This window comes from Paracoccus kondratievae, assembly GCF_009301415.1.
Taxonomy (GTDB): Bacteria; Pseudomonadota; Alphaproteobacteria; order Rhodobacterales; family Rhodobacteraceae; genus Paracoccus; species Paracoccus kondratievae.
Genome location: NZ_CP045072.1, coordinates 1,548,437 through 1,569,091 on the forward strand (window position 1 = coordinate 1,548,437; position 20,655 = coordinate 1,569,091).

At 62.4% G+C, this 20,655-nt stretch carries 30 protein-coding genes; 14 read left to right on the plus strand and 16 right to left on the minus strand.

Features of this window, described 5'->3' with window-relative positions:
• The 12 genes from F8A10_RS07735 to F8A10_RS07790 all read right to left on the minus strand — a co-directional run bounded on the left by F8A10_RS07735 (position 1) and on the right by F8A10_RS07790 (position 9,137).
• A complete protein-coding gene (locus F8A10_RS07735) occupies positions 1-924 on the minus strand; it encodes a head maturation protease, ClpP-related (RefSeq protein ID WP_227493358.1) in 924 nt (307 codons plus the stop codon).
• On the minus strand, positions 873-2,114 hold the full coding sequence (locus F8A10_RS07740; RefSeq protein ID WP_152367040.1) for a phage portal protein: 1,242 nt from the start codon (positions 2,112-2,114) through the stop codon (positions 873-875). The genes F8A10_RS07735 and F8A10_RS07740 overlap by 52 nt, the downstream gene beginning before the upstream one ends.
• A gap of 1 nt (position 2,115) precedes the next feature.
• Positions 2,116-3,819, minus strand: coding sequence for a terminase large subunit domain-containing protein (locus F8A10_RS07745; protein ID WP_152367041.1), 1,704 nt, complete (start codon positions 3,817-3,819; stop codon positions 2,116-2,118).
• Positions 3,806-4,288 carry a hypothetical protein gene (locus F8A10_RS07750; RefSeq protein WP_152367042.1) on the minus strand — a complete coding sequence of 161 codons (483 nt, stop codon included), beginning with the start codon at positions 4,286-4,288 and terminating at the stop codon, positions 3,806-3,808. Before F8A10_RS07750 ends, F8A10_RS07745 begins: the two co-directional genes overlap by 14 nt.
• A gap of 146 nt (positions 4,289-4,434) precedes the next feature.
• Positions 4,435-4,779 carry a hypothetical protein gene (locus F8A10_RS07755; RefSeq protein WP_227493359.1) on the minus strand — a complete coding sequence of 115 codons (345 nt, stop codon included), beginning with the start codon at positions 4,777-4,779 and terminating at the stop codon, positions 4,435-4,437.
• Positions 4,772-4,900, minus strand: a complete 129-nt coding sequence (locus F8A10_RS21675) for an HNH endonuclease (RefSeq protein WP_264675545.1) — start codon at positions 4,898-4,900, stop codon at positions 4,772-4,774. The genes F8A10_RS07755 and F8A10_RS21675 overlap by 8 nt, the downstream gene beginning before the upstream one ends.
• Positions 4,901-5,243: 343 nt before the next feature.
• Positions 5,244-5,987: a hypothetical protein gene (locus F8A10_RS07765; RefSeq protein WP_152367044.1), complete on the minus strand. Its 744-nt coding sequence runs from the start codon at positions 5,985-5,987 to the stop codon at positions 5,244-5,246.
• Positions 5,984-6,556, minus strand: coding sequence for a hypothetical protein (locus F8A10_RS07770; RefSeq protein WP_152367045.1), 573 nt, complete (start codon positions 6,554-6,556; stop codon positions 5,984-5,986). Before F8A10_RS07770 ends, F8A10_RS07765 begins: the two co-directional genes overlap by 4 nt.
• A 183-nt stretch (positions 6,557-6,739) precedes the next feature.
• On the minus strand, positions 6,740-7,363 hold the full coding sequence (locus tag F8A10_RS07775) for a hypothetical protein (protein ID WP_152367046.1): 624 nt from the start codon (positions 7,361-7,363) through the stop codon (positions 6,740-6,742).
• A gap of 202 nt (positions 7,364-7,565) precedes the next feature.
• On the minus strand, positions 7,566-8,219 hold the full coding sequence (locus F8A10_RS07780; protein ID WP_152367047.1) for a methyltransferase: 654 nt from the start codon (positions 8,217-8,219) through the stop codon (positions 7,566-7,568).
• Positions 8,216-8,719, minus strand: a complete 504-nt coding sequence (locus F8A10_RS07785) for a hypothetical protein (RefSeq protein WP_152367048.1) — start codon at positions 8,717-8,719, stop codon at positions 8,216-8,218. Before F8A10_RS07785 ends, F8A10_RS07780 begins: the two co-directional genes overlap by 4 nt.
• Before the next feature lie 148 nt (positions 8,720-8,867).
• Positions 8,868-9,137 carry a hypothetical protein gene (locus tag F8A10_RS07790; protein WP_152367049.1) on the minus strand — a complete coding sequence of 90 codons (270 nt, stop codon included), beginning with the start codon at positions 9,135-9,137 and terminating at the stop codon, positions 8,868-8,870.
• A 385-nt stretch (positions 9,138-9,522) separates the two neighbouring features.
• Between F8A10_RS07790 and F8A10_RS07795 the strand changes: the two genes are divergently transcribed.
• The 14 genes from F8A10_RS07795 (at position 9,523) to F8A10_RS07860 (ending at position 17,294) form a co-directional block, all read left to right on the plus strand.
• Positions 9,523-9,855 carry a helix-turn-helix domain-containing protein gene (locus tag F8A10_RS07795; RefSeq protein ID WP_152367050.1) on the plus strand — a complete coding sequence of 111 codons (333 nt, stop codon included), beginning with the start codon at positions 9,523-9,525 and terminating at the stop codon, positions 9,853-9,855.
• Between the two features lie 247 nt (positions 9,856-10,102).
• On the plus strand, positions 10,103-10,465 hold the full coding sequence (locus F8A10_RS07800) for a hypothetical protein (protein ID WP_152367051.1): 363 nt from the start codon (positions 10,103-10,105) through the stop codon (positions 10,463-10,465).
• Entirely contained in the window at positions 10,462-10,776 is a 315-nt protein-coding gene (locus F8A10_RS07805) for a hypothetical protein (protein ID WP_152367052.1), read from the plus strand. The genes F8A10_RS07800 and F8A10_RS07805 overlap by 4 nt, the downstream gene beginning before the upstream one ends.
• A 151-nt stretch (positions 10,777-10,927) precedes the next feature.
• Positions 10,928-11,254, plus strand: coding sequence for a hypothetical protein (locus F8A10_RS07810; protein ID WP_152367053.1), 327 nt, complete (start codon positions 10,928-10,930; stop codon positions 11,252-11,254).
• A gap of 27 nt (positions 11,255-11,281) precedes the next feature.
• Positions 11,282-12,115: a DUF2303 family protein gene (locus F8A10_RS07815; RefSeq protein ID WP_152367054.1), complete on the plus strand. Its 834-nt coding sequence runs from the start codon at positions 11,282-11,284 to the stop codon at positions 12,113-12,115.
• 59 nt (positions 12,116-12,174) lie between these two features.
• Entirely contained in the window at positions 12,175-12,390 is a 216-nt protein-coding gene (locus F8A10_RS07820) for a hypothetical protein (protein ID WP_227493360.1), read from the plus strand.
• Complete coding sequence (locus F8A10_RS07825) at positions 12,387-12,671, plus strand: hypothetical protein (RefSeq protein ID WP_152367055.1); 285 nt, start codon at positions 12,387-12,389, stop codon at positions 12,669-12,671. Before F8A10_RS07820 ends, F8A10_RS07825 begins: the two co-directional genes overlap by 4 nt.
• Complete coding sequence (locus tag F8A10_RS07830; RefSeq protein WP_152367056.1) at positions 12,668-13,540, plus strand: hypothetical protein; 873 nt, start codon at positions 12,668-12,670, stop codon at positions 13,538-13,540. The genes F8A10_RS07825 and F8A10_RS07830 overlap by 4 nt, the downstream gene beginning before the upstream one ends.
• Positions 13,533-13,811: an LIM domain-containing protein gene (locus tag F8A10_RS07835; protein WP_152367057.1), complete on the plus strand. Its 279-nt coding sequence runs from the start codon at positions 13,533-13,535 to the stop codon at positions 13,809-13,811. Before F8A10_RS07830 ends, F8A10_RS07835 begins: the two co-directional genes overlap by 8 nt.
• Positions 13,808-13,987, plus strand: coding sequence for a hypothetical protein (locus F8A10_RS07840; RefSeq protein WP_152367058.1), 180 nt, complete (start codon positions 13,808-13,810; stop codon positions 13,985-13,987). Before F8A10_RS07835 ends, F8A10_RS07840 begins: the two co-directional genes overlap by 4 nt.
• Positions 13,980-14,702 (plus strand): hypothetical protein, encoded by a 723-nt coding sequence (locus tag F8A10_RS07845; RefSeq protein WP_152367059.1) that lies wholly within the window; start codon positions 13,980-13,982, stop codon positions 14,700-14,702. The genes F8A10_RS07840 and F8A10_RS07845 overlap by 8 nt, the downstream gene beginning before the upstream one ends.
• A 181-nt stretch (positions 14,703-14,883) precedes the next feature.
• Positions 14,884-15,978, plus strand: coding sequence for a tyrosine-type recombinase/integrase (locus F8A10_RS07850; protein WP_152367060.1), 1,095 nt, complete (start codon positions 14,884-14,886; stop codon positions 15,976-15,978).
• Positions 15,979-16,169: 191 nt separating this feature from the next.
• Positions 16,170-16,916, plus strand: coding sequence for a sulfite exporter TauE/SafE family protein (locus tag F8A10_RS07855; RefSeq protein WP_152367061.1), 747 nt, complete (start codon positions 16,170-16,172; stop codon positions 16,914-16,916).
• Between the two features lie 27 nt (positions 16,917-16,943).
• Complete coding sequence (locus F8A10_RS07860) at positions 16,944-17,294, plus strand: RidA family protein (protein ID WP_010395792.1); 351 nt, start codon at positions 16,944-16,946, stop codon at positions 17,292-17,294.
• Here the strand turns inward: F8A10_RS07860 and lpxB are convergent.
• From lpxB to fabZ, 4 genes are all read right to left on the minus strand, one after another.
• Positions 17,269-18,435 (minus strand): lipid-A-disaccharide synthase, encoded by a 1,167-nt coding sequence (gene lpxB, locus F8A10_RS07865; protein WP_152367062.1) that lies wholly within the window; start codon positions 18,433-18,435, stop codon positions 17,269-17,271. The two genes, F8A10_RS07860 and lpxB, sit on opposite strands and share 26 nt — an antisense overlap.
• A gap of 135 nt (positions 18,436-18,570) precedes the next feature.
• A complete protein-coding gene (locus F8A10_RS07870) occupies positions 18,571-19,377 on the minus strand; it encodes an LpxI family protein (protein WP_010395795.1) in 807 nt (268 codons plus the stop codon).
• Positions 19,378-19,387: 10 nt separating this feature from the next.
• A complete protein-coding gene (lpxA, locus tag F8A10_RS07875; RefSeq protein WP_010395798.1) occupies positions 19,388-20,173 on the minus strand; it encodes an acyl-ACP--UDP-N-acetylglucosamine O-acyltransferase in 786 nt (261 codons plus the stop codon).
• Entirely contained in the window at positions 20,166-20,645 is a 480-nt protein-coding gene (gene fabZ, locus F8A10_RS07880; protein ID WP_050804181.1) for a 3-hydroxyacyl-ACP dehydratase FabZ, read from the minus strand. Before fabZ ends, lpxA begins: the two co-directional genes overlap by 8 nt.
• Positions 20,646-20,655: the final 10 nt, after the last annotated feature.

Sequence of the window (20,655 nt, forward strand, 5' to 3'; positions counted from 1 at the left end):
TCACTTCTCCATTGTGACGAGTTTGGATTTTGCCCACCCGGAAAGGGCAAGCAGCTGTTCGGCAGCGCCCGGCATGCCGTCATCGCCAGCGCTCGGCCTGGCGGTTAAAGCCTTGATCGCGGCGCGGCGCTCCGAGCGGGTCATCCCGCCGCGCATCAGCGCTGCCTCGATTTTCGCGAAGGTCTTGGTCTGAGATGCCTGTGCCTTGGCATCATGCGATGCCTCAACGGCATCGGACGCCAGCAAACCATCAGCAAAGCGCTGCTCGACCGCCGTTCGGCCCGAAATCCAGGTCTCACGATCCATCATCTTGCCGATCTCGCCGGCATCGAGGCCAGTTCTGGTCGCATAGAGGTCGGCCATGGTCTCATCAAATGCGCCCAGCTGGGCAGCAACCGTGCCCAGCTCATGCCGGTCGCCAATCGCGAATACCCAGGCGTTATGGATCATCAGGAACCCGGCGCGAGCCATCTCGACCCGATCCCCTGCCATGGCGATGATCGAGGCCGCGGAGGCAGCGAGACCAACGACACGCACGGTCACGGCGCTGCTATGCCCGCGCAGCATGTTATAGATCGCCAGACCCTCGAACATATCGCCGCCGGGGCTGTTGATATTGACGATCACCTCGCGATCGCCGGCCGACCGCAGCAATGCGCCGATCTGCCTGGAGGTGACGCCACCGTCCCATGTCTCGCCAATCACATCGAGAACATTGATCACGAAGGGATCTGTAGCGCCGACCGCGTCGGCACGAGCACGCAACTCGGGCCGCCACCGATCGATGGCGTTAGGGGTCGGAGCGCACTCAGCGCGTACGTCATCAGGCCGCACACCGAAATGCACGGCCGGCATATGGTTCTTGGCCATCGTTATTTCCCCTTGAGAATCTGGTCCATGGGCTTCATCGCGCCCTGCATCCACAGCAGGTCCGCCGCACCGCCCTCACGCTCGATGTTCAGCTTGTCACGCGCCTCATCGGGCTTCATCACCCCGGTCGAGACCATGGCGCGGATGAACTCGGCTTTCGCCTTGCTGTCCATCTGCAGCATCGCCTCGCGGTTGAACTCGGCATAGATCTCGCGCTGATCTCGCAGCGGGATCAGCTGCTTGCGGATACGCTGTTCCACTTTCTTCAGGACCGGGTTGATGCCGAGCTGCATCCACGAGATGAATATCTGCTCGACCCCGGTGCCCCACATGGTCTGCCCCTCGGCGGCATGGCCGATGACGATTGGCGGCACCCCGAACCAGCGGCAGACTTCCTCGATCGAGAAGCGCCGGGTTTCCAGCATCTGGGCATCGTCTGGGTTCAGCATCAGCTGCTGAAAATCCATCCCAGCTTCAAGGATAAGAAGTTTCCCGGCCCGGCTGGAACCGACATAATTCTCCATCAGCGCCTGCAATTGCGCCCGCTGATCATCCTGAATGCGTTGATTTGCCTTGAGCACACCTGACGCCTGCATGCCCGCCCCGAACATCCGCGCCGACGCCTCATCGGCAGCCATCGCAGCTCCGAGTGATTGCGTTCCCCAGCGGATGGGGGACATGCCCTCATCACCACCGAATCCCCAGCCGCGCAGATGGAACATGTCGCTGCGCCTGACAATGCGCGCTTTGGACGTGCCACGGTCGCGCACCTCATAGGCCAGTTCGTTGGTGACCTTGTTGCGAAACGGGCTGACCTGCGTCGACGGGATCGGCAGCAACGCAATTGGTCGGCCGTTCAGCCAGTCAATCTCGGCATAGGCATTGCCGGTGGTGAGCATCCACGAGAACATGCCCTCCCAAAACTCGACCGGGGTCTGATCCTCGTTCGGAGACAAGGTCAGCAGGTCGGACAGCGACCCGCCCTGACGCTCCCTGCCCCTGGCCGTCTTGCGATAGACATCGAGCGGCAGAGAAGCCATGGCCTGCGCACTGCGCACGATGCAGGCCCAGACAGCCGAGATTGTCAGCGCCGCTGACAGGGTGACGGTTTTACCCGAGGCGTTGGCGGCCACATAATAGCCGAGGTCGCCGCCTTGCAGGGTCAGGCGCTGATCCTTGGTCAGACCAGACAGCGCCGCCATGGGGCGACCATAGCGATCAACAATGCCATGCGGGCGGTCCATGTCAGATCACCATGATCGGATCGGACAGAAAGCCCCCGAGCGATGCGGGGGCCTGCGGGTTATTGAACATCAGCATTGCCGCATCGAACGCCGCCATCAGGGGATCGATTTTCGCGGCGCCGGAGGCTTGCTTGGTCACCATGTAGTTGCTCCCCTTGAGTTCCTGTTTTGCGTTGCCAACCGCCCAGTTCATGATTGGCTGATCGGCGTGCAGCAGCCGACGCGACTCAAGCTTCAGCGGCATGGTCGAAATCGCCGTCTGCAGCTTCCACCCCTGCTGGACCGCCTGAACAAGCGGCGAGGTCATACCCATCGCCTCAAGCGCATCAAAGAGCAGCGCGATACCGGCAGCATCGAGGCCGATACCGCCCGCCTCTGGCAAAAGCCCGGCCTGCCGCACCCGGTCACAGATTTCCGCCGCCTCGGCCGCCTGTTGCTCGGGTGTAGCTGCAACCCGCAGATCGCCGTCCAGCTCAAATCCCCGCAACGCATCGGCGATCTGGGGGCGGGCCTTGAACACAGTCTCCCGCGCCCAGGCCCGCACCCACAGCAGCCATGCCTTGTCGCGCGCGCGACGCCCGATAACCGCGAGCGCAGCAAGGTCATCCGCGCCGCCCCAGTCCACGCCGATCGTGCAAACTTCGCTCTCATCAAGCAGCCGCTCGAGCGTCAGCCCGCTGACCGCCGCCGATTCCCAATGCACCGCCCCGGACCATGCGTCACCGCCGAGACCGACACCGATCTCGATGTTGAGGTGCTGACTGGCCCAGATCTGCTCCGCCTCTTTCGAGACCCGCCCGTTGTTCTCATAGTCATCCTCAAGCGCCTGTTCGTCGATCGACAGGCCGAGGTTCGGCAGGACCAGATGCCAGTTGTCCCGATCGCGCCAGAATTTTTCATCACGCTGCAGGCTCTCCGGAAACTCGTAGAGCACCGGCAGCATGATCGGGCTTTTGCCGCCCTTGCCGTCGCGAATGGCCCGCGCCTTCTTCAGCTCGGACTTCCAGATCCCGGTCGGCATCTCATCGGACTGGGTGGTGATCATCAGCACCTTGCCCCGGACCTTGGTGATACCGCCGCCGCGGATCTGCTGCATGACCTTTGCGGCCTTGGCCTTTTTGCCCAGCTCGTGCAGCTCATCGATGATGGTCAGCACCGGGATTTCCCCGGTGACAATCGTGGTGTCGAAGGTCTTGACCTCCAGCTTCGACCCGGTCTTGCGGCGCGTCACGGTCTTGAGGTGATCCTGCACCCTGAAGATCAGCTTCAGCTTATCATCAAGGGAGATCATCCCCTGCGCCTGCTCAAAGCATCTCTCGGAGATATTCTGGCTTGGCCCCACCAACAGCATCTGCCGGTTCGGCGCTTCCTCCATGTAGAGCGCTGTCAAACCGAGTGCCGCCACATATGTGGACTTGGAATTCTTCTTCGGGACCATGCAGAGCAGTTCCCAGACCAGCTCGCGATGCGTGTCGGGATCCTCACTCGCGAAAAACACCACCAGGATGGTCTTGAACCAGTCCCCGCACGCTTCGGCCATCGGCGGATTGCCCGGAACATCCGGCAGCCGGAGCCGGTTGAAAAACGCCAGCACCCGCGCAGCCTTTGCCTCATTGACAGGGACATCTGCGATCGGCACCTCGCCCGCCTGAAGCTTTTCCCACCAATCCGGGCAGGCAAAGCGGGGCAGATCAGTGACGGACATCGCCCCTGGTCTCCAGGTCGAGCTCCTTCATCAGCTCGGCATCGGCATCAAGCGCCAGAACCTCATCAAGAACCTTCTTGCCCAGCTTCGCTTTCGGCTCTGGCTGTTCCTTGGGCTTTGAGGCATATGCCCGCTCTGCCTCCATCTGGTCGAAACGATCCAGCAACCGGTCGACCTGACGCATGGCACCGACATTGCCGCATTGCGCGGCGGTGATTGCCAGCTCAAGGCGGCGCGCATCGAGCATGTCGCGCGCCACCGACCGCAGCTTCAGCTCATGAAAAAAATTACGCCGAAATGTCGGCAGCGACATCTGCAGAACAGAAGCGATCCGCTCATTGGACCAGCCGACCGCCAACAAAGCCTTGACTTTATTGCGTTCTTCCAATGTCGCGACCCGGCGCGGACGGCCGGGCTTACCGGTCCCCGGATCAACGGGGTTCCCGAACAGGTCGAAAACCTCTTCCATCAGAAAAAAATCTCCAAGTGAGGGGGACGCGGGTCCTGGGCCAACCACCCCGCTGACTTTTGACCCACCCCCCCCCTTTTCAGGGTCCGAGGGGTCGATCCGCCCGGTTTTCGGGCATCTCGGTCCGGATCGGCCCGATTTCGAGGTCAGATCCGGGAAGCGCGGTTTGCCGCCACCAGCTCGATGCTTGCCGCCATCAGCTCGATGCGAGATAGAAGCTGGCGGGGGCAGTATTTCCGCACATCTGCGGTGATGATGATCGGCAGGCTGGCGCCCGTCAGGCGATGAATGACATCTCGCGCGCCCATCGAGACCAGAACCGTCCGATCCGCAACCTCACGCCCCCTGTGGATTATGATCCCATCTCGATAGAAACGAGCCAACTCCCATGTCATCACCACCACGACGCTACCGCTATCCGGCAAGGCATCCACCTCACGCGCATAGCGAACACTGGCCGGATACCAAGGGCCATAAAGACCATCATACATGACGGCGCTCCTCGCGCTGCTTGTCCCGGTTGTGACACGTTGAGCACAGGCATTGCAGATTGAGGGGGTCGAAGAACAGGCCGCGATCGCCACGATGCGGCAGCTTGTGGTCGGCGACCATGTCGGACGCCCGGGGGCTGCGCGATACAAACCCGCAACGGACACAGGTGAAGCGCGCTGCCTCAAGGCATGACCAGCGCAGCCGCTGCCACTCGGCAGTCTTATACCACCGACGCCAATGCACCGTCTGGTCACGCCGCCGCAGCCGATCAGGACCCTCGCCCGCAGTCGCTATGCGCGGCGCGGCCTTGGCAAACCGGGCTGGCGCAGCCTGAAGCCTGCCCATCGTTACCTCGCAGTCGCTGTTTGAGATGTGCCGAAACGAGAAGCGCCCGCAAGGGATGATCCCAGCGGGCGCAATTCTGGATGATGGCAATATTGATAGGTCCGTGAGGGATAGCGGGTCAAGTGGGTTTATCGCTCGGCACACCACCATAGCCTTGCATCCGGTCCAGAGCGGCACCTAACGCCGCAATCAGCTTCTTGACATTCTTCCCATCAGCCGCCCATCCATGGCGCTTCAGGACAGCCCTGAACGAATAGCCATGCAGGCAGATGTCATCCACCAGCGCGCGATCCGGGATCGGGCGCGCCTCAGCCCCGCCTCGCTGGGATGGCCGCACCCGCCGCACCGCCAAAGCAACACCGTTACCGATCCGTTGCCGCAGCCACTCGATCCGCTGTCCCTCGGCAATGAATGCGTCGATGAACTCGCCACCACCTGACGGGCCAGAAGCTCGGCGCGCCTCAAGGCTGGCGCAGCGCATACCGCCCGCATCGTGCCGCTCGACCAGATCGCGATAGAGCCGGGCGACATTGACCTGCCCCTTGGTGAACGGCGGCTGGCAAGGCTGGCCATCCTTGTCCTTCCGTCTGGCAGCCTTGCGGTCCAGCACGTCAAATATGTCGGCCGATTTCGCTGCATTGAAACCGCGCCATCCTGTCAACTCGATCTTGTAACCATCCGCCGATTTCTCATCCGGCATGATCACATGCGGGACAAAGGCCACCTGCGGCCCGCGAGCCGGGGCGACCGGGATGCTTGGCCCGCATCCCTCGACCGGGGTCGCCATTTCAATGATCCGCGCAATCCGCTCTTGCTCGGCGAGACGCCGCGCCGCGCCCGCCTCGCTATCGAATACCGTCATTGTGCCTGCCCTTCCGCAATTTCGCGACAGCGTTGGATCAAGGCTATCCGGCGGTCCCGCCATTCCCGGTCAACCGGACCAAGCTCTTCGCCGCGCGCAAGATCTGCATCGAGGTTTCGCATGCGCCGCACCGCACTGGCAGCAGCGTCCCGGACAGCGTTGAGCGCCCATGTGCCCGGCCATCGCCGGGTCTTTCGCAACTCGGCCAGAAGTTCAGGGGCCCAACCCTCGGCCAGCGCAGTTTTCCCGCACTCATGTGCAAAAACCGCCCTGATCAACGGCGAGGCACCGTCACCCGGAGGCTGGATATCCGCCGCCCATGACAGGATCAGGTTAGCGATCGGGAACCGATCACGGTCCTTCCCGCCCGGATTGGCGGCGACCTGCTCTTCCAGCGCCATCAGACTGGCCTCCGACATATAGGCCAGCCGGGCGCACATATCCCTGATCATCTCTTCAAACCCGGCGACGGTCAGCGTCGTCGGCTTCGCCAGCCCTCTTTTCTTCAGCGGCTCGACCAGCAACCGCATCACCCGCTTTTCGCCTTGGGCCTGTTCCTCGCTGTTCATTCCGTCACCCTTTTCCCCAGCAATTGCGACTTATCCACAGGTCCGGCCGGTGCATCTTCCGCGTCGGGCCTCTGTCTTTTTCTTTGTCTCTGTCTCTGTCCTTATCGTCGGGGACAGTCTCAGAGTGTCCCCAGACTGTCTTGAAGTGTCCCCGGGGACAGTGTCAGGACAGTTCGGAAGCTCTCAGCCGCTCTGCCGCTTGCGCAGGTTCAGCTGCAGAGAATGGTTCATCCACGCCCCGATGCCGCGTTCGATCCATTCAGCAGAGCGGTACTCACACCCCTGCGACTGCAGCCAGCCGTCAATCCAAAGGACCGCCCCGTCTTTCGTGGCAAGATCGGCGTTAATCCCGGCCATGCAGGACCGCAGCCGCTGGAGCCGTTTTTTCGTGCTGGCCGCCTCGCTTCGCGCCCGGTGATCCTCCCGCCGCGCGATCGCTTCCTTCAGCGACCGCAGAACCATCGGATGAGACAGGCGGATTTCGTCGCCGCACCGAACCGGCACCCACTTATGCAACGGCCCAAACTCAAGCCGGCAGAGCTGGCGGAAATGAGCCGGATCTACGAACAACATCTTGGCAAGCAGATCGCAGTCGTTCGGCAATGTTCCGACCGGCGCTTGATCATATGAGATATTGATCAGATCAAAAAACAGCGCCCGACACTCAGCCGTGCCCCTTAACCGCATGTCACTGTTGAGCCACCGGCGACGCTCCCAAGCCATGAAATAGTGGCTATCGAGTCGATCCTCGACGGTGAGAGGATAGTCCTCTAGTTCGTTGGTCGGCACCACATGAAAGGCGTTCACTGCTCAGCCCTCCCGGTAACGTCGCCTCTGGTGCGACGGTCGATGCGTTGAAATTTCGGTCCCGAGAGGATTCGCGCCGCCACGCGCACCACATCGGCATGAGTGATCGGCTCTGGCAGCGCCAGAAGTTCATCACGAACATCGCGAACCCCATCACGACCGCCCTTGCGGTACGCGTTTCCGTGCCGGTCCCGATGCGTTCTCATGAAAGCACCCGCTCGATCATCCCGGCGGGCTCGTTTGGATAATCGGAGTCGCGCTCAAGTTCCTTGCGGCACGGCGCGATCCAGCCGAACCGGCAGGTGTGCGCGGCACTCTTGTCCCAGACCAGCCAGGAATAGGCCGTGGCCGTGCTGCCCGTAGGTGACAGCCGCCCCTTGTGCATCACCACGCGCTCGGTGAATTGCAGGATATCGGTTGGAGGGCAGAGGCTGAAAAGCCGCTGATACCGTCCGACGCCCTCGGTGAAGGCGCTTCGGACGATCACTCCCACCCCCTTTTCGCTGGTATCCAGCGCGCGGGCGATGAATTGCTCGGCCAGCCTGAATGGCGGATTGGTGATAGTCCAGTCCACCCGGCCCGGAATTTCCATGCCGATGAAATCGCGGACAGGAAAACCGACCCCGTAGTCATGCACGTCAGACGCATCGACATCGGCAAAGTACTCTCGCAACGGCGCGACCATATAGCCCCGATTCGCTGCGGGTTCGCGGCAGAGCAGATGGCTCAGAGCTTCGACGCCACCAAGCCACTGACACAGCGCCCGCGTTGCCCAAGGCGGGGTCGGGAAATCATCTAGGCTGTGATGGGGCTCGACACGCTGCTGCATGACAGCGGCGCTGCGGTTCTGGTTCATCCCGCCACCTCACGTTCGGCCAGAACCTCATCCCGGCACTGGCGGATGGTCTCGATCACCGCATCAACATCGACACGGCGCGCCGCGGCGCGAGGCCGGACAGAAATCAGCCCTGCGCGCGGCGCCGTCTCGGGGCGCGGATCAGAGAGATTGATTTCCAGACCGGGCAGTTCAGGCAGCGCAATGCTGCGCCTCCCCCGCTCGCCTTCCATCGACCTCACCCGGCGGTCACTGCCGACGAGGCGCAGGTGCCCATGGCGATGCATGTGGTGCCGGATACAGCCCTCACTCACACCCAGCCGGACAGCGGCGTCGGTATAGCTCGCGACGGTGCTGCCATCCGGCATCGGGATCAGCGTGACCGGCTGCTTTTCCAGACGCGACAGATCACCGTAATCGCGTACGTGCCGATGGATGGTCTGGATCGCCACACCCAGAACCTCAGCGGCGTGGCGGGCGCTGTCATATCCCGGCACATCAAACTTGCGCGGCTGCGTCATTGCTTTCGCGCCCCCTTGATCTTGCGGAAAAACTTTTCCGACTGCGATTTGAAATGAGCGGCAGATGCGGAAGATACCCCGGCCAGCCGCAAGGCCCGCCGGCAGCGGGCCTCGTAATAACGCTGAGCGATACGCCACCAGAGCCGCATTACTGCACCTCCGGGTCGATGACCTGAAAAACGGCCTCAGCGCCAACCAGCGCGATCACCTTGAGCACATAACGAAAGTGCGGCGCGTTCTCCCTGCGCAGCCAGTTTCGCACCGTTCTGGGCGTCACCGGCCTGCTGTCCGAGGTCAGAACATCTGCGGCAAGCTCGGCCAGATCGTTCTCCGACCTCGCCTCTGGGAAAGCCCGCCAAAGCAGACCGGCAAACCATGCGCGTTCGGCTTCCTCGCCCCCGCACTTTCGGAAAGACATTTCAGATGATCCTGTGCTGTTGTGTCCGCGTGCAGACGGACGATCACCAGTACGGAAAGAGGGCGCGGGATGATGCACAGTCATGCCGCGCCCTCGGGAGCATCGTTGCGCCGGGACCGCTCCCGAGCAATCGCAGCGCGAACTTTCTCGACCGTTTCGGGCCAAACGCGACTGCCAGAGCGCAATCTCTCGTGAAAGCGCCCGCCCTGACCGGAAAGCCGCCCAAGCGTACTGACGGAAATGCCGAGGTCTGCAGCGGCAGCCTCCATCTCGGAAAGAAGAGAATGTGCGTCACTCATACCCAAATGGATAGTGTGATCTGTCACACCGCGCAAGATGAAACTTCACATTCGCATGTGATGCCTCACACGGCTATCCAAGGCTGATGGCTGACGTGAACCAAATCTTCCGACTTCGGCTAGAAGCCGAGATGAAGGCTCAAGGGCTCAATCCCGCCAGCCTGTCAAAGCGCGCCCAAATGAATCGCCGCGCGGTGCAGGACTTGTTGGAAGGACGCGCGCAAAGCCCAAAACTATCCACAGCGTACAATCTAGCGAAAGCGCTTTCCGTAACGCTGGATATGTTAACAGGTGACGCGCCTCAAAAAGCTATTGCCCCGAAACTTTTAGAGATCCTGTCGCAATACGATCAAGCCGAGCAAGAGCAACTTGCAGAGGCAATTTTGCGCCTTCCTCGGTCTCCGGGGTCAGAGCAATGAGTGCCAATAGCAGTTGATACTCAGTCGCGCCACCCAGCTTTGCTAAGGTCCCCATCACCCCTCCGACTCGCAGGAACATATGGCGAAAGCTAGGCAAGTATCCGCCTATCCATCAACCCAGAAGATGGATGGCGCGAATCAAGCGCCCAAATGTGAGGTGTGATATTTCACATCTTTTTTCTTGACCGTGTGATAATTCACACCTATTCATAATCCCATCGGCACCCCGCCGAATGGGAGACCTCTGGTGACAACAGCAACCCAAGACAAACTTAATGACACACCGCCGGACTATCCCGGCTTCGTCCCCAGTGCTGAAGAGGCGGCGCTTTTCAATGGCATGGTGGCGGGGGTCGATGCTTTTGCGACGACGCTGGCCATGCGGTTCGAAGATGCGGGGTCCGACCCGATGGTTGGCGCCTCTCTCGTAGCCAATTTGCTGGTCGGCGCTGCGTGGAGACTGGCTGCCGTGACGCGCATCATTGATGGGGGGACGCCTGACCCGGCAAACTTTGTCGGTTTGGCAACCGATATCACCACGCGCGTTCGCTTTGACACCGAAGCAATCCGCTCAGCTATGGCTGAAATTGAAGGGGGCGAATCAGTATGATCCCCTCCCGCACCATTCACCCGGCCCGGTTGCGCCGCGCCTTCGCCGAGGCGCATGAGATCGCGTATCGCGATGCGCACCGGCGCAGGCCCTTACCGGACAATGAGTTTTTCGACAGCGCTGACGCCGAGATTGCTGAGCCGCGGCTGTGGGCGAAAGCCCCTTTCTGGATCGCATTTCTGGCGCTGGCCGGATTCGTCGCCGGACTGCTGATCGGCCATATCGACCAGCGCGCCGCCATTGACTTCCTCGCGCCCACTGCCGCGCAGGCGCGTGATGCGGGATGGGTCACGATTTCGGAGGCGTTGTAACGCCTCTGCACGAGATGGGTGCCGTTGATCGCTTGTCGCACCCAAACTGGCTGGCCGCTCTGGTTCGAGTTCCTCCCTTACATGCCCGGAGCGGCCAGCACCTTTCCCCCAACACCGCGCCCGGCGGTTCCGGGCACTTAAAGGAGAAGCCATGGCCCGACACGAACTCAACTTCCTCGAATTCATCCAGAGCTTCCGCCGGGGCGAACTGCTGGAAACCGGCGACCAGAAGCTGACCGAGCTGGTCGAGGCGATCCGCGAGACCGGAAACGGCGGCAGCCTGTCGATGAAGGTCAGCATTAAGGTCAACAAGGCCGGCCAGCTTGAAGTGGTGCCGGATATCACGATCAAGAAGCCCACGCGCAGCATGGGCACCGGCATCTACTTCGCCACCGATGATGGTCGGCTGACCCGGCGCGACCCCAATCAGATGGATTTCGAGGACGAACTGGAGCGCCGACGCTCTGGCGAAGCCTGATCACCCCCAACCGGCAAAGGAGCCACCATGACACAGACAACGATCGAAGGCACCAACCCGAGCGGTGCCCTTGACGCCGCAATCGAAGCTGCCCGGATCGCCTCACCGGTGATCAGCGGACCGGATGGGCGCACGCATGTCGCACTGCCCGAACGCATTAAACTTCACGACATCACCGATCCTTACCGCCTGCCGTCCCGGGTCCGCCAGAATGTCACGGTTGATGATCGCGTATCGCTGTCGGCCTATGCCAACCGCTACAAGTCCGATCGCTCAATCATCATCGCGGATTTCGACGCTCTGACCATCTCGGCCCGCCTCGATTGGCACGAGCACAATCAGGGCGAACAATTCCCGTCACCCGGCCACAACGCGCATGCTGTGACGCTCGCACTGCGCCCGTCTGAGGAGTTTTCCCGCTGGGATGAGATGGAGGGCAAGATTCATCCGCAGGCCGAATTCGCGCGCTTTCTCGAAGAAAACAGCGTTGATGTGGAAACGCCCGAGGCCGCGACCATGATCGAGATCAGTCGCGACTTTGAAGCGACGGTCAACCAAACCTACAAGTCGTCGGTGCGCCTGGACAATGGCGACCGCAAGCTTTTGTTCGAGAACGAAAGCAAGGTTCAGGAAGGGGTAATCATCCCCGAGAAGTTCACTCTCCTGATCCCGATTTACAACGGCGAGGAACCAGAGGCCCTGACATGCCTGTTCAGATGGCGCGCAATGGGCGGGGGCGCTGTCGGCCTAGGGTTCCAATGGCATCGCGTTGAATATCAGCGCCGCGCCCATTTCACGCAGATTGCCACCACGGCCAGCGAGGAAACCGGCCTGCCGGTGTACATGGGGCGCTTCTCCTGACCCTTCCGGTGCGCCGCCCTGCAGGGCGGCCATCCCGAATGGTCACGGGAGATATCAACATGCCGGACGAAATGGAACTCACCCGGGAGGCGTTCATAGAGCGGTTCGTGAACCATATGGTTCTGATCGCCGGTCCTGAATTTGCTGACGGATCATCGATCGAGGAATATGCCCGGGAGGTCGCACCGACCTATTGGGCGGATCCCGATCAGCGCAAGGACGGCCCGGAATCCTGCGCCGAGGGCGACATTGACTGCTGGGATTATGCCGGATGACCAGCATCATCACCGCCGCAGAGGCCCGCTCGCTTGATCCGGCTCTGCAAGCCCCTGCCGTGCTGGATCGGCTGGACAAGATGATCCGAGAAGCGGCTTTCAAAGGAGCAAAGGAACTTCGCGTCCCGCATGATCTGACGATTTCAAGCGGTTACAGCATCCAGTTCCGGACACCGGGCGTCAGCGAAGCGTTGAAGGAAGCGGGCTATGCAGTCACCTCCCGCAGCGAGGAGCGCCAGTTTGTGGACGTCTGGCTCGAAATCTCATGGAGGGACGCATGAGCATCCTCAACGACACCACCCCTCGCCTCACCCGCCACCTGAGCGACCACCACGCGGTGCAGGGAGAGGCCGAGTATGTCGAGCGGCATGCGCCCGTCACCGCTTCCCGCCGCCCCCGAGGGCGAGGTGGCTCCATGATTATGCCGGGTCAGAAGTACCTCATCACCACGGACAACTGGTTCTTCGCACCCGATGGTGAGAATTATCGGGCCGTGTGGGGAACGGTGAACGCCGTTGTTGATGCAGAGACGGCGCTCGGCATCAAGACCAACCGCAACAGCACCAACTGGTACGTTTCCATCGGCGACATGATCGTGGCGGGGTGTCAGATCCATTATGCTATGCGGGCAGATGGCTTTGACCCCAAGGCGCCACTAGCAGAGGTGGAGCACAACGGCAAACGCCTGCTGACAAAGTGCGGGATGACGCGCATCTATGACGCCGACGCATCAGGACTGCGGTCGCAGCATCAATCGAATGCCGCCGCGCGCATAGTTGAGAGGATCGAAGCTGACGGCATAATCAGCCGCCCCAACTCTGCTGGTAAGCGCGAACTGATCGGGCGGCGGGAGGCGGACGCGCCCGTCACCGCGCAAGAGGCGGAGCCGACCGAGGATGAATTGGACGAGGCGTGGAAAGATGGCTTCAACGCCGGGTTCGGCGAGGCAAAGTTGACCAACCACCCGCCCCAAATCAGCGAGACGGTCGCGGCAGCAGTCTGCGCCCTTAACGAAATCCGCGACCTGAATATGTCAGGCCGCGATGAGAACGGGAACCGCTGGGCTAACTCAGACCTGATCGACCAGACCGTGACATTTGGGCTGATCGCCCTGCGCGCCCTGTCCAGCGGGGAGGCCAGCCGTGACTGAGCGCGAACACCTATACACCTGCGAAGATTGCGGAAAACCCATCCGCGCCGGGGATCAATTTCAACCCGCCGACGACTGCAATTTTTGCCCCGAACACGCCGCCACACTGGCGGACATCCTCGATTTCTGGACGGACGATATCGCAGATCAGGATAGCCCCTGCTGGCCCTATGAGTTCGACGATATCGAGGACGCGCAGGCGCATATCGACGACCTGCGCGAGCAGATCGCCCAGCACGGACCAGACCACAAGCCGCTGAGGATCGCATGACTGATCGCATCATCCTGCCGCTGACCTATCGCGGCATCACGATCCGCCGCGCAGAGGTGCCCGGCGCACCCTATGAGTGGACGCACGAGGAGACCGATGCGCACGGCATGGCCCCGGACCTCGATACCGCCAAGCGCCAGATCGACTGCTATCTGGGGGAGGCCGTCGATGCGTGATCGCCCCCTACGCGTGCTGATCGGCTGTGAGCGCAGCGGCATCGTCCGGCGAGCATTTGCAGCACTCGGCCATGATGTATGGTCTTGTGACCTGGAACATGCCGAGGATGGCAGCAATCGCCACATCATCGGTGACGTTCGCGGCCTGCTACATGACGGATGGGATCTGCTCGCCGTCATGCACCCGCCCTGCACTCGCCTGACAAACAGTGGCGTGCGCTGGCTGACCGAGCCACCGACCAACGCACCTGACGAGGCGACGGCCGAAGAGCGGGCAGCATGGCACCGACTTGATCGCGATACCCGGCTCCGCATCATGTGGCGGTTGCTGGACGAAGGCGCGGACCTGTTTTCGGACTGCTGGAACGCGCCGATCCCGCGCGTGGCTATCGAAAACCCGGTCATGCACAAGCACGCCAAGGCCCGCATCCGGGGCTATCAGCCCTTCGCGCAGAGCATTCAGCCGTGGCAGTTCGGGACCGACGAGAACGGCCCTGACAACGTGAAAAAACGCACCTGCCTCTGGCTGCGCGGCCTGCCAGCACTGACACCGACCGGCACGCTGGACGGCACCACAGCACGGCCAGAGGTCCACCATGCCACCCCCGGCCCGGACAGAAAGCGGCTGCGGTCCCGGTTTTTCCCCGGCCTCGCCCGCGCCATGGCTGAGCAATGGGGCGGCTATGCCATCGACCAGATCAGGAGGACGGCGTGATACTCGACACAGGGAAAACACCTGAAGAATGGGTCGAGATCATGGCGGCCCGAGGACTTCCCATCAGCGCCAGAACGTTGCGCCAGCGAGCCAACGCGCTGGGGGCTTGCCATAAGCTGGGCCGCGCGATGATCATCACACCTGAGCAACTAGACCAGATTCTGTCGGAAAGGAAAGCTGAATGCCGCTCGAACCGTACCAGCGTGGCACATCGTGGTGGGCGCGCGGCAGGGTCGAATATAGCGGCATTCCCATCACCGGCTACTACCGCCGGAGCACTGGCGCATCTTCAGAAGCTGGCGCATGGCAATGGTGCCGGGAAGAAGAAGAGCGACAGGTAAGGCGACACCTGCTGGGCGAGGACAGCCCTATCACCTTCGCCGAGGCTGTCCTGCTTTATCCCGCAAAACCTAAGGAAGCTGGTTATCTGCTGAAAATTGTGCCCGAGATTGGCGAAACCCCGTGCGCTCAGATCACGCCACGTCAGGTCCGCGCGCTGGCGCAAAAGCTGTACCCAGCAGCCAGTACAGACACATGGGTGCGTCAGGTGATCACTCCGATCAAGGCGGTGATCAATAATGCCCATGACGAAGGGAAGTGCCCACCGATCAGGATCAAGGGATTTTCGACCGCGGAGCGCGTCGCACAAGACAAAGCGCGGAACAAGTTGAGCCGACCGGAGCGGCGACCGGGCAGCTGGGAGTGGATTGACCAGTTCAGCGCACACGCTAGCCCGTATCTCGCTGCCTTGGCGGAATTTATGTTTGAAACCGGCGCGCGGATCGGCCAGGCGGTCGCACTAAGACCGCATGATATTGACCTGAAGCAACTGCGCGTGATGCTGCCCGCCAGCAAGGGTCACCCTGCGCAATGGGTGTCGATCAGCCCTGAGATGGCGATAAAGTTGGCCAACCTGCCACCGAAGAGGCCGAAAGATCGACGGCGCGGAACGATTATGGACCCGCGTGTGTTTGGTTATGCCGGGCACAACGGGCCTCTTAAGGCGTGGCGCACGGCCTGCACCAACGCCGGCATTGATTATCTTCCACCCCATAGCGCCGGCCGTCATGGGTTCTACACCGAACTGCGCGTCAGGCAGGGGCTGGACCCGATCACAGCAGCCAAAGCTGGACGCTGGGCGAACCCCGCTCTGCCAGATCGAATCTACGCTCACAACGAGACACCGGACAGCGAAGTACGAGCTCTGATCCGTACATCTCGCGTACACCGCCCTGGCCGGAAACCCCTTAAGTCAATGAATGGCGGGCGGAAATAGCAACTTGCGACTTCCCTTGGTAAGGGTGAGGTCGAGAGTTCAATCCTCTCCTGCAGCACCAGTCATTCCCTGCAAAATGACCCGCCTGATGTAGCCGCACCCGGAATGCGCGTGCATGTTGCCGGGGGTGCTGGACCATCTGCGGCCGGGCAGCTAGGCAGGGATGCCCCCCATTGTCCGGAGCCCTGCCCATGACCGATATCCTGCTGATGCTTGCCGCCGGCTTTCTTGGCGGAATGCTGAACGCTGTTGCGGGGGGCGGTACCTTCATCACCTTTCCGGCGCTGGTCGCCAGCGGAGTACCCGTCGTTTCGGCCAATGCAACCAGCACGGTCGCGGCGCTGCCCGGCTATCTTTCGGCCGCATTGGGGTTCCGACGCGAAATCGCCCAGATCGACCGCTCCTTGGTGCTGCGGCTGACCTTCTGGACGGTGATCGGAGGCATCGCCGGTTCTTGCCTGCTACTTGTTTCCTCAAACGAGGCTTTCGCGGTGCTGGTGCCGTTCCTGCTGCTGGCAGCAACCTCGGTCTTTATCTGGGGCGCGCAAGTGCGGGAATGGGCGGGACGGCGCCGCAACGCCGTGGCCCCCTTTGGCGCCGGAACCATGGTGCCCGTGGCGATCTATGGCGGTTATTTCAACGGCGGGCTTGGCATCGTGCTGCTGGCGTTGTTCGCACTTTGGGGCATGACCGAGCTGAACCAGATGAACGGGCTTAAGAACTGGCTGTCATTCGCATTGTCGGTAATTTCGTTTGCTATCTTTGCCGCTGGCGGTCAGGTCGCCTGGAAACCAGCGGCGGTGATGAGTGTCGGCACGATTCTGGGCGGCTATCTGGGTGCGCCGGTGGCGCGGCGCATCCCGATCCCTGCCTTGCGAGCATTGATTGCGGCCATCGGCTTTGGCATGACGGCAGTGTTCTTCTGGCGGCTCTTCTGACGCCAGCCCAACCCGAAAGGATCCTTCATGTCCGAGATCAAGCGCATCGAGACCGGCCCCCGTATGAGCCAGGCCGTCATCCACAACGGCACCATCTATCTGGCCGGTCAGGTCGGCAAACCCGGCGAATCGGTGACCGAGCAAACCCGCGAGGTGCTGGCCCAGGTCGACCGGCTGCTGGCCGAATGCGGCTCGGACAAGACCCGCATCCTGTCGGCGCAGGTCTGGCTGGCCGATATGGCCGATTTCGCTGAAATGAACGCCGTCTGGGACGCTTGGGTTGCCCCCGGCCATGCCCCGGCCCGTGCCACGGGCGAATCGGCGCTGGCGACGCCCGATTACAAGGTCGAGATCATCGTGGTCGCGGCCCAGAACTGATCGCGGCCAGAACCGAACGCGCGGCGCGCAGGCCCGGGGCCTCGCCGCCGCGCCCCAGCCGCTCCATGGTCTTGCCCATGGCGGCAAACTGCTCGGCCCGCGCCTCGGGGTCTTCGATCAGCCGGTAAAGCGCCCGCGACATCGGCCCCGGCTGGCAGTTGCGGCCCAGGTATTCCGGCACTGCGCGGGTTTCGCTGACCAGATTGACCAGCGTCACCGTATCCGTCCTGAGCATCAGCCCGATGATGAAGCGGCTAAGCGGCGCAACATCATAGCCGATCACCATCGGCACGTTATTCGCCGCCAGATCCAGACTGACCGTGCCCGAGGCCGCCAACGCCAGATCGGCTGCAGCAAAGGCCGCGCGCTTTTCCCCGGCCCCTTCGACCACGACCGGCGCGGTGGGCCAGCGCCGCGCCATATCATGTACCAGCGCCGAAACCCCGTGCACGGTCGGGATCACCACCCGGATTTCGGGCACCCGGTCGCGCAACCGCATCAGCGCCTCGTCAAAGCGCGGACCAAGACGGCTGACCTCGGTTTGGCGTGATCCGGGCAGGCACAGGACCAGCGGCGCATCAGGCGCAATGCCATTCGCAGCACGGAATGCCGCCGCCTCGGCCTTACCCGCGACGGGATCGGCAACGATCGGATGGCCGACAAAATCACAGCTCATCCCTGCGGCCTGCATCAGCGGCGGCTCAAAGGGCAGGATCGCCAGCACATGATCAATCACCTGCGCCATCTTGCGGGCCCGACCCGAACGCCAGGCCCAGACCGAGGGGGCGACATAATGGATGGTGCGTAATGAGGGGTTCAGCGCGCGCGCCTGACGCGCCACACGCAGGCAGAAATCCGGGCTGTCGATGGTAATCAGCGCATCAGGCTGTGCCTCAGCCACGGCTCGGGCCGTCTGGGCAATCCGCTCTTTCAGGGCGCGATATTTCGGCAGCACCTCCCACAGGCCCATAAGGCTAAGCTCTTCCATCGGAAAGCGGCTCACAAGCCCTTGGGCAGCCATGGCAGGCCCGCCAACGCCCATGAATTCGACCCCGGGGGCCGCCAGCTCTTTCAGCCCGGCCATCAGCGCCCCGCCCAAATTGTCACCGGACGGCTCGCCCGCGATCATGAAGAACTTCATCGCTTCGCTCCGCGCGCTGCAAGGCCATGGAATCGAGGACACAGGGCACCGCCTGCATTCCCCGCCCTTGTCTTTGCGGCGCGATCTTTTGGGTTCTGGGGCAACGCAAAGGCAGGCATCAGGTTCCTGTCCCCGCTACCCGTCAGCGCCGCGCGCCCACAGAAACAGACCCGCAGCCTCGGCCCGGCGCACAGTCTCATCCCGTTCCAGCAGGATGACGCTGCCCGCCTCCCACACGATGCCGGCAAGACCGGCCTCGGCAGCCTGATTGACGGTGTCGGGGCCGACGGTCGGCAGGTCGATACGACGGTCCTGTCCGGGCTTGGGCGCCTTGTAAAGAACGCCACCCGGCCCGTTCGGATCGGGTTTCAGCCCGGCATGCAGACGCGCAAACTCCAGCATTGCCTGTGTGCCTGGCAGCGATTCGACAGCAAGGCACAGCCCCTGAGCAACCACCGCACCCTGCCCGATATCAAGCGAGCCAAGACCCCGGACGATTGCGGCCGCGCGTGCAGCGTCCTTTTGATCACGGGGGCTGGGCTCACCGGCCAGCACCCCTTCCCCCGGTACCAGTTCGGGCAGGATCTGATCGACCGAGCGGATGGCGATGCCCGCCTCTTCGAACACGTCAAGCACAGCGCGTAATGCAGCATCGTCGCCCGATTGCATCCCCATCAGGATGCGCGGCACGATCGAAAGCGTGCGCGGGTCAAAAAGCTCGGGCTCGATCCTGGGGCGGCGGATCGCACCGGCAAAGACCGCCTGCGTCACGCCCTGATCGGTCAGTTCGTCCAGAAAGGGCACCAGACGTTCAAGGCGAAAGGGCTTGGCCTCGACCTCGGGTTTCAGATTGTCCAGCGCATAGACCAAGGGCTGGTCCAGCGCGGCGGCGATGGCGGGGGCAAGCCGGCCCTCGCCGGCAATCAGGGCGATGCGGCTCATGGATCAGGTCTCACGGATGCGGCGCCAGAAAACTGCGGTCCGAGGGGCCAAGGATGAAATCCAGCACCTCGCGCACCATGGGCGTGGTCTCGCCCTCGGCCAGATGGCGGGCGGTGTCGCGGAAACTGCCCTGCCCCAATTGCCCCAACATCTCGCGCAGCGCATGGATTTCGTCGCGCGACGCGCCGCGACGCCTGAGCCCGACGAGGTTCAGCCCGTCCAGATGCCCGCGGGGGCCCTGTACAAGGCCAAAGGGGATCACATCCGCCGTCACCATGGTCACCGCACCGATCATGGCACCGCGCCCGATACGCACCCATTGGTGAACGCCGGACAGTCCCCCGACGATGACGTCATCCTCAAGCACGCAATGGCCGGCGACCGAGGCGTTGTTGACCAGAATTACCCGGTTGCCGATGTGGCAATCATGGGCGACATGACTGCCCGCCATGAACAGCCCGTCATCGCCGATGCGGGTAACGCCGCCGCCACCCTCGGTGCCGGGGTTCATGGTCACATATTCGCGGATACGATTTCGGGCGCCGATCTCAAGCCGGGTACGCTCACCCCGGAATTTGAGGTCCTGCGGCACCTCGCCCAGCGAGGCAAAGGGGAAAACCGTGGTTTCCTCGCCAATCGCGGTCTCGCCGGCGATGACCACATGCGATTTCAGGACCACGCGCGGCCCCAGCGTGACCTCTGGCCCGATCACGCAGAACGGGCCGATCTCGCAACCCTCGCCGATCCGCGCGGCGGGATCGACGACAGCCGAGGGATGGATCAATGTCTCAGCCATTCTCGCCACGGTTCAGCATGGCCATGACCTCGGCCTCGGCGGCAAGCTCGCCTCCGACCATAGCCCGGCCTTCGAATTTCCAGATCTTGCCACCGCCGCGCAGGGTCTTCATGTGCAGCTCAAGCACGTCGCCCGGCACCACCTTGCGGCGAAAGCGGCATTTGTCGATCGACATGAAATAAGTACCCATGCCCTTGTCGGCGAGGTTCAGCGTCGTGCCGACCAGAACCGCCGCCGATTGCGCCATGGCCTCGATGATCAAGACGCCAGGCATGACGGGTTCCTGCGGGAAATGCCCTTCGAAATGCGGCTCGTTCGATGTCACATTCTTGACGCCGACACAGCTTTCGCCCGGCACGATATCGCGCACCCGATCCACCAGCAGGAAGGGGTAACGATGCGGCAGGATCCGCTTGATCATGGCAAGATCGACTTCGGTCGGAGGGATATAGGCAGTCTCGTCGGCAGCCATGCGGTCCTCT

Coding starts and splice junctions, on each gene's coding strand:
- F8A10_RS07740 (WP_152367040.1), bottom strand. CDS start 2,114: ATGGACCGCCCGCATGGCATTGTTGATCGCTATGGTCGCCCCATGGCG.
- F8A10_RS07745 (WP_152367041.1), bottom strand. CDS start 3,819: ATGTCCGTCACTGATCTGCCCCGCTTTGCCTGCCCGGATTGGTGGGAA.
- F8A10_RS07750 (WP_152367042.1), bottom strand. CDS start 4,288: ATGGAAGAGGTTTTCGACCTGTTCGGGAACCCCGTTGATCCGGGGACC.
- F8A10_RS07755 (WP_227493359.1), bottom strand. CDS start 4,779: ATGTATGATGGTCTTTATGGCCCTTGGTATCCGGCCAGTGTTCGCTAT.
- F8A10_RS21675 (WP_264675545.1), bottom strand. CDS start 4,900: ATGGTCGCCGACCACAAGCTGCCGCATCGTGGCGATCGCGGCCTGTTC.
- F8A10_RS07765 (WP_152367044.1), bottom strand. CDS start 5,987: ATGACGGTATTCGATAGCGAGGCGGGCGCGGCGCGGCGTCTCGCCGAG.
- F8A10_RS07770 (WP_152367045.1), bottom strand. CDS start 6,556: ATGAACAGCGAGGAACAGGCCCAAGGCGAAAAGCGGGTGATGCGGTTG.
- F8A10_RS07780 (WP_152367047.1), bottom strand. CDS start 8,219: ATGAACCAGAACCGCAGCGCCGCTGTCATGCAGCAGCGTGTCGAGCCC.
- F8A10_RS07785 (WP_152367048.1), bottom strand. CDS start 8,719: ATGACGCAGCCGCGCAAGTTTGATGTGCCGGGATATGACAGCGCCCGC.
- F8A10_RS07790 (WP_152367049.1), bottom strand. CDS start 9,137: ATGTCTTTCCGAAAGTGCGGGGGCGAGGAAGCCGAACGCGCATGGTTT.
- F8A10_RS07795 (WP_152367050.1), top strand. CDS start 9,523: ATGGCTGACGTGAACCAAATCTTCCGACTTCGGCTAGAAGCCGAGATG.
- F8A10_RS07805 (WP_152367052.1), top strand. CDS start 10,462: ATGATCCCCTCCCGCACCATTCACCCGGCCCGGTTGCGCCGCGCCTTC.
- F8A10_RS07810 (WP_152367053.1), top strand. CDS start 10,928: ATGGCCCGACACGAACTCAACTTCCTCGAATTCATCCAGAGCTTCCGC.
- F8A10_RS07815 (WP_152367054.1), top strand. CDS start 11,282: ATGACACAGACAACGATCGAAGGCACCAACCCGAGCGGTGCCCTTGAC.
- F8A10_RS07820 (WP_227493360.1), top strand. CDS start 12,175: ATGCCGGACGAAATGGAACTCACCCGGGAGGCGTTCATAGAGCGGTTC.
- F8A10_RS07825 (WP_152367055.1), top strand. CDS start 12,387: ATGACCAGCATCATCACCGCCGCAGAGGCCCGCTCGCTTGATCCGGCT.
- F8A10_RS07830 (WP_152367056.1), top strand. CDS start 12,668: ATGAGCATCCTCAACGACACCACCCCTCGCCTCACCCGCCACCTGAGC.
- F8A10_RS07840 (WP_152367058.1), top strand. CDS start 13,808: ATGACTGATCGCATCATCCTGCCGCTGACCTATCGCGGCATCACGATC.
- F8A10_RS07845 (WP_152367059.1), top strand. CDS start 13,980: ATGCGTGATCGCCCCCTACGCGTGCTGATCGGCTGTGAGCGCAGCGGC.
- F8A10_RS07850 (WP_152367060.1), top strand. CDS start 14,884: ATGCCGCTCGAACCGTACCAGCGTGGCACATCGTGGTGGGCGCGCGGC.
- F8A10_RS07855 (WP_152367061.1), top strand. CDS start 16,170: ATGACCGATATCCTGCTGATGCTTGCCGCCGGCTTTCTTGGCGGAATG.
- F8A10_RS07860 (WP_010395792.1), top strand. CDS start 16,944: ATGTCCGAGATCAAGCGCATCGAGACCGGCCCCCGTATGAGCCAGGCC.
- lpxB (WP_152367062.1), bottom strand. CDS start 18,435: ATGAAGTTCTTCATGATCGCGGGCGAGCCGTCCGGTGACAATTTGGGC.
- F8A10_RS07870 (WP_010395795.1), bottom strand. CDS start 19,377: ATGAGCCGCATCGCCCTGATTGCCGGCGAGGGCCGGCTTGCCCCCGCC.
- lpxA (WP_010395798.1), bottom strand. CDS start 20,173: ATGGCTGAGACATTGATCCATCCCTCGGCTGTCGTCGATCCCGCCGCG.
- fabZ (WP_050804181.1), bottom strand. CDS start 20,645: ATGGCTGCCGACGAGACTGCCTATATCCCTCCGACCGAAGTCGATCTT.